This is a genomic window from Dethiosulfatibacter sp., from assembly GCF_983023055.1.
In genome coordinates this window covers 1-5,714 of sequence record NZ_CEZJXU010000010.1, presented here as the reverse complement: position 1 = coordinate 5,714, position 5,714 = coordinate 1, and the positions used below count along the sequence as shown (strand labels likewise).

Genomic DNA, 5,714 nt, shown 5'->3' with positions numbered 1-5,714 from the left:
TTTGTAGATACACCAGGAGTGAGGAAGAAATAGGTTGCAGATGCAGTAAGGACAGATGCAAATACAGGTACTTTTAAAAATAGAAAGACAAGCATTATGATTGCTGCTATTGCTATTGGGTTAATTTGCATGACCTGCCTCCTCTTCTAGTATTTGTTTACCGGTTAATTCTTCAATTGCCAACAGTATGAAATTTAATACAATTAAAAAACAACCAATTGGAACTGCAGAATAAATGAATACAAATGGAATATGAAGAATATTGGTGACCCTTGAAGTTTTAATGTATTGCTGTATTAATGCAATGCTGTTGGTTGATAAAAACCATAAAACTACAGTTACAACAATTACTTCTAATAAAGTTGCCATTTTATGTAAATTTTTGGGAAATCTTTCGACAATAAATTCTATGGATACATGATTGCCTGATCTGACAGCCGCAGCACCTCCATAAAAAACTACCCAGATGATTAACCACATCTGTACTTCTTCCAGCCATACAAAGGGACTGTTGAACAGATATCTCATAAAAACACCGAAGAAGGTTACGCCAATCAATGCTGTAACTGCTGTAACAGCGATGACATAGTCAATCTTCAATATAGTGTTAAGTATTTTTTTCATATATTTTACCTCCGTGACTACTTTTTCATCGCTTCACATTAGCACCATGGACAAAGACAGGGATACTAAGTCAAACCAATTTGTAATCTGATTTAATAAAGGCATATGGCCCTTTGGGAGTCATATGCCTTCTCTTAATGTTTATATGTAATTAGACTTATTCTTGCATTGCTGCTTTTACAGTGTCATACAATCCAGGAGTCCAGTCTTTTGTGATTGATTCTATTTCATAGAACTTAAGTGCAGATTCTTGGAATTCAGTTATATCTATTTCATGAACTATTACACCTTCAGCCTCAAGTGCTGCCAAAGCTTCTTCATTTGCCTTGTCAACGATTCCGTTGTTGAATAGTCCTGCTTCGTTACCTGTTTCCATAAGGATTTGTTGTTGTTCAGGTGTAAGTGAATCATACATTGCAGTTCCACCTATCCATAGAGTTAAGTTCTTAACGTGAGCATCAAGAATAAGATGCTTGGCAACTTCATAGAATTTACCTGCGTAAAGTACTCCAAGAGGATTTTCAACACCGTCTACAACTCCTTGTTGAAGTGCAGTGTAGATATCTCCAAATGCCATAGGTGTTGGAGTTGCTCCGAGAACTTCCATACCTTTTATTTGAATATTGTTGTTTGGAACTCTTATCTTCATACCTTCTAAATCAGCAACTGCAGTTACAGGATCAACTGTAAGTGTATGTCTGTCTCCATATATCCAGTTTGCGGTAAGAACCTTCAAACCTTGCTCTTCAACTATTGCAGCTTGATCAGCGAACCATGGACTTTCAACAAGTCTCCATACATCGTCCCATGATTCGAATACATAAGGTGCGAACATGATACCAAGATCTTTTGCTCCTCTGTCAGCAAGAAAAGCTCCGTCTGCCAATGTGATTACATTGTCACCAGCTAGCATCTGGTCGATAACATCACTTTTAGAACCAAGTTGTGCTGAAGGATAAACTTCAACTTTCATCGCTCCGTTACTTCTTTCTTCAATTAATCTTGCCCATTCGTTGGCAGCCAAGTCGATTGGCTCGCCAGGATTGTTTCCATAAGCTATTTGAATCAATATAGGATCAACGTTTTCCTCTACTGTATCTTTTTCGCCACCATTTTCTTCATTAGGTTCTGCTGGTGCTACGGGCTCGTCCTTGGCACATCCTACCACGGCAAATACCATCAATAAAGCTAATAATAATGCAAGTGCTCTTTTCATTTTTTCCTCCAGAAAATTTAGTTTTGTTTACAAAGACGTATAAAAACCATCTCTGATATATCTATCATATATTTAAAATATTATTTTGTCAATATGTTTTTAGTGGCTAGTAAGCTTCCGTGAAGGAGTAGATGATATAGTTGTTACACAGTATGTTAATATTATAACGTTAATCCTTGCATACTGCTCATATGCTAATATTATAGTGAAAGACTGTCGATCTATAATAGCTTTCAGTATGGATTTTGCAAGGGCAGTATCGCTATAAAAAAGACAATTATAGGGTTGTTAATATATAGACAATCTTTTTAAAAATGTAAAACCACTATGGATTTATTATTGAAATGGTTTGCATCTAATCTGGGTTGACAAATACATCTCAATAAGATATATTTTAGATATATCAAGGATGAAGCATTAAATATAATTAGGGAGGCAATATGAAGCTAAATAGAAATACTATTGAAAGCAGTAAATATACAACTAGGGTGTTGCAATTTGGAGAAGGAAATTTTCTCCGTGCTTTTGTAGATTGGATAGTATTTACAATGAATAGGGAAATTAATTTTGACAGTGGGGTTACACTTGTACAACCAATAGAAAAAGGGTTGTCGGAACTTATAAATGACCAAGACGGTCTATATACTCTTTTTCTTCAGGGAATAAAGAATGGAGAGCCAGTCAGAGACAAGTATCTTATAGATGTAGTAAATAACTGTATCAACCCTTATAGTGAGTTTGAATCTTATATGGAAACTGCAAGAGATGAGAATATTAAAATTATAATAAGTAATACAACTGAATCTGGAATAGCATACTTAAAGGAAGATAGGAAAAATGACCTTGTACAAACTTCATATCCTGCAAAACTTTTATCATGGTTATATGAAAGGTATAATACAATTGAAGATAAGGAAAATTCAGGTGTTTTACTTCTTTCATGTGAGTTAATAGAAAACAATGGAGATAACCTTAAGAGGATACTAAATACCATTGCATCTGACTGGAGTCTTGAAGAAGACTTTATAAAATGGTTAAATAACAATAATATATACTGTAATACGCTAGTAGATAGAATAGTTACAGGATTTCCAAGAGACAGAATTGATGAAATATGTGAGGAACTTGGATATAGTGATAATTTGGTGGTTGAAGGAGAACAGTTCCATCTTTGGGTTATTGAAGGACCTAAAGAAGTCAGAGAAATTTTCCCTGCAGACAAGGCTGGATTAAACGTAGTATTTACAGATGATTTGCAAAATTATAGAACAAGAAAAGTAAGAGTACTTAATGGAGCGCATACTAGTATGGTGCCAGTAGGACTTCTAAGTGGAATTGAAACTGTAGGTCAAGCTGTAGGGGATGACTTAGTTGGAAAATATATTGATGATATAATGAAGGAAGAAATAAGTGCAACTATAGATCTTCCTGAAGCTGAATTGAAGGTATTTGTTGCAGATGTAATGGATAGATTTAGAAATCCATATATCAAGCATATGCTAAGTGCCATATCACTTAATTCCAATTCGAAATATGAGACAAGGGTACTTCCGTCAATACTTGACTATATAAAAATAGAAGGGAAATTACCGAAGAAGTTACTTTTCGGTCTTGCATCACTTATAACTTTTTATAGGGGAAGCTATGATGGAAAAACTTTTGACCTTAAGGATGATAAGTCTATACTTGAAAAGTATACAAAAATTTGGACAGTTTGGGATGATTCACTTGAAAGTGCAGAAAAAATTGTCGGAGAAGTTTTGGCAATGGATGAAATATGGAAGATGAATCTTAATGATGTAGATGGATTACATAAAATGGTTTCAGAGTATGTTTATTCAATAAATATAAATGGAATAAAGAAAACTTTGGAAACTATATTAGAGCTTTAAATATCTAATTTAGGAGATAAGTTATGAATAATGTCATAAAATTAAATGAAAATGACAATGTGATAACAGCCCTTTCCAATCTCAAAAAAGGCGACAAAATATCAGTGGATGGTGCTGAGATAATATTAAAGGAAGATATAGACCGTGGACACAAAATAGCATTTAAGAATATCAATCTGGGAGACAGAATAATAAAATATGGGTATCCAATAGGTGGAGCTGTTGAAGATAGAAACCAAGGAAGCCATGTTCATGTACATAATGTTAAAACCTTGCTGGATGATTTGATAGAGTATAAATATAGTCCTGTGAAGGAAACTGTCATTGAACAAATGGAAGACAGAAGAGTAGAGGTATACAAAAGAAAAAATGGAAATGTAGGCATAAGAAATGAACTATGGGTAATACCAACTGTAGGATGTTCAAATGGAATATCGGAGGCCATAGTAAAAAACTTTCTAAAAAGAAATCCTGATTTGGAAGTTGATGGAATATATACATATACACATCCTTATGGATGTTCACAGATGGGAGAAGACCATGTAAATACAAGGACAGCCCTTCAGGCAATGGTTAAGCATCCAAATGCAGGTGGAGTACTTGTTGTCGGACTTGGATGTGAAAATAATCAAATAGATGCATTTAGGGATACTCTTGGAGAGTATGATAATGATAGAACTAGATTCATGATTTCACAGGAAGAAGATGATGAAATAGAAGCTGGACTTAATCTTCTTGAAGAACTTTATAGCATAGCAAAACATGATAAAAGGGAATCGACTTCCATTGGAGAGGTGAAATTTGGACTTGAGTGCGGAGGTTCTGATGGACTTTCGGGTATTACAGCCAATCCACTTCTTGGACTTTTTTCTGATTATGTAATCAGCCTTGGAGGTACCAGTGTTCTAACAGAGGTGCCTGAAATGTTTGGTGCCGAGACAATTCTTATGGATAGAGCAAAAGATGAAGATACATTCGATGGAATTGTTGATATGGTAAACTATTTTAAGGATTTCTACAAGAGACATGACCAGGTAATATATGACAATCCTTCTCCAGGCAACAAAAAAGGTGGAATAACAACACTTGAAGAGAAATCTCTTGGATGTACTCAAAAGGCAGGAAGTTCTATTGTTACAGATGTATTGAAATATGGTGAAATATTAAAGAACAAGGGACTTAATCTTATATATTCTCCAGGAAATGACTTGGTAGCTACAACAGCTCTTGGAATAGCAGGGTGCAATATAGTACTTTTTACAACAGGAAGAGGTACTCCTTTCGGTGGATTCATACCTACAGTTAAGATTTCTACAAACAGTGCTCTTGGTGAAAAAAAGAAGAACTGGATAGATTTCAATGCAGGAAAACTTACAGAAGGTGTAACTATGGAAGAGCTCTTTGTTGATTTTGTTGAATTACTAGTTGAGATTATTAATGGTAGGGAAGCAAAAAATGAAGAAAATGACTTCAGAGAAATAGCATTGTTTAAAACTGGTGTTGTATTGTAAATAGTCATATAATTAAAACCGCCTGAACGGATGATTGTATTCGAGGCGGTTTTTTAGTGTTCTATTTTTAAAAAATCATATATCAAGATAGTAATAATCTCTTTCTGCAATACTCTTGAAACCCATTTTAATTAGATAGTTGTGGTGTTCTAAATGTTTTGCCGAAGCTGTAATTCTTGTTATACCTTTTTTTCTGAAAAAGTCGAGACAGTTATCATATACGAATTTGCCAGTTTTAAAATCTCTATAGGCAGGTATTACATAGTCGAGTTTGACTTCAAGTATGTTTCCCTTCTTTTCACCTATGAATATGCCAGTGGTCACAAGATTTCTTAGAATATAAAAGCCTAGTGAATTTTCAGTAAGGTTGAAGTTTTCAGTCATGAAAAATTTACGAATTTCTTTTTTATTGTAATCCATGAACTTATTGTAAAATTCCGAGTGTTGATCTATGGTAAGAATCTCGAATTT

General features: G+C 34.4%; 5 protein-coding genes and 1 pseudogene. 2 read left to right on the top strand and 4 right to left on the bottom strand.

The window, feature by feature from the left end; all coding sequences use genetic code 11:
- From AC3AX0_RS01140 to AC3AX0_RS01130, 3 genes and pseudogenes are all read right to left on the bottom strand, one after another.
- Positions 1-131 (bottom strand): annotated as a pseudogene (locus AC3AX0_RS01140) (C4-dicarboxylate ABC transporter); the annotation flags it as partial.
- Entirely contained in the window at positions 121-624 is a 504-nt protein-coding gene (locus AC3AX0_RS01135; RefSeq protein ID WP_487548466.1) for a TRAP transporter small permease, read from the bottom strand. The gene AC3AX0_RS01135 and the pseudogene AC3AX0_RS01140, both read right to left, overlap by 11 nt.
- A 157-nt stretch (positions 625-781) precedes the next feature.
- Positions 782-1,840, bottom strand: a complete 1,059-nt coding sequence (locus tag AC3AX0_RS01130) for a C4-dicarboxylate TRAP transporter substrate-binding protein (protein ID WP_487548465.1) — start codon at positions 1,838-1,840, stop codon at positions 782-784.
- Between the two features lie 440 nt (positions 1,841-2,280).
- Here AC3AX0_RS01130 and AC3AX0_RS01125 point away from each other — a divergent pair, with 440 nt between their 5' ends.
- Together AC3AX0_RS01125 and AC3AX0_RS01120 are read left to right on the top strand one after the other, a co-directional pair.
- Positions 2,281-3,732, top strand: coding sequence for a tagaturonate reductase (locus tag AC3AX0_RS01125; protein WP_487548464.1), 1,452 nt, complete (start codon positions 2,281-2,283; stop codon positions 3,730-3,732).
- Between the two features lie 23 nt (positions 3,733-3,755).
- On the top strand, positions 3,756-5,243 hold the full coding sequence (locus tag AC3AX0_RS01120; protein WP_487548463.1) for a UxaA family hydrolase: 1,488 nt from the start codon (positions 3,756-3,758) through the stop codon (positions 5,241-5,243).
- A gap of 75 nt (positions 5,244-5,318) precedes the next feature.
- Here AC3AX0_RS01120 and AC3AX0_RS01115 read toward each other — a convergent pair.
- Positions 5,319-5,714: N-acetyltransferase (locus AC3AX0_RS01115; RefSeq protein ID WP_487548462.1), on the bottom strand; the 396-nt coding region annotated here is incomplete at its 5' end.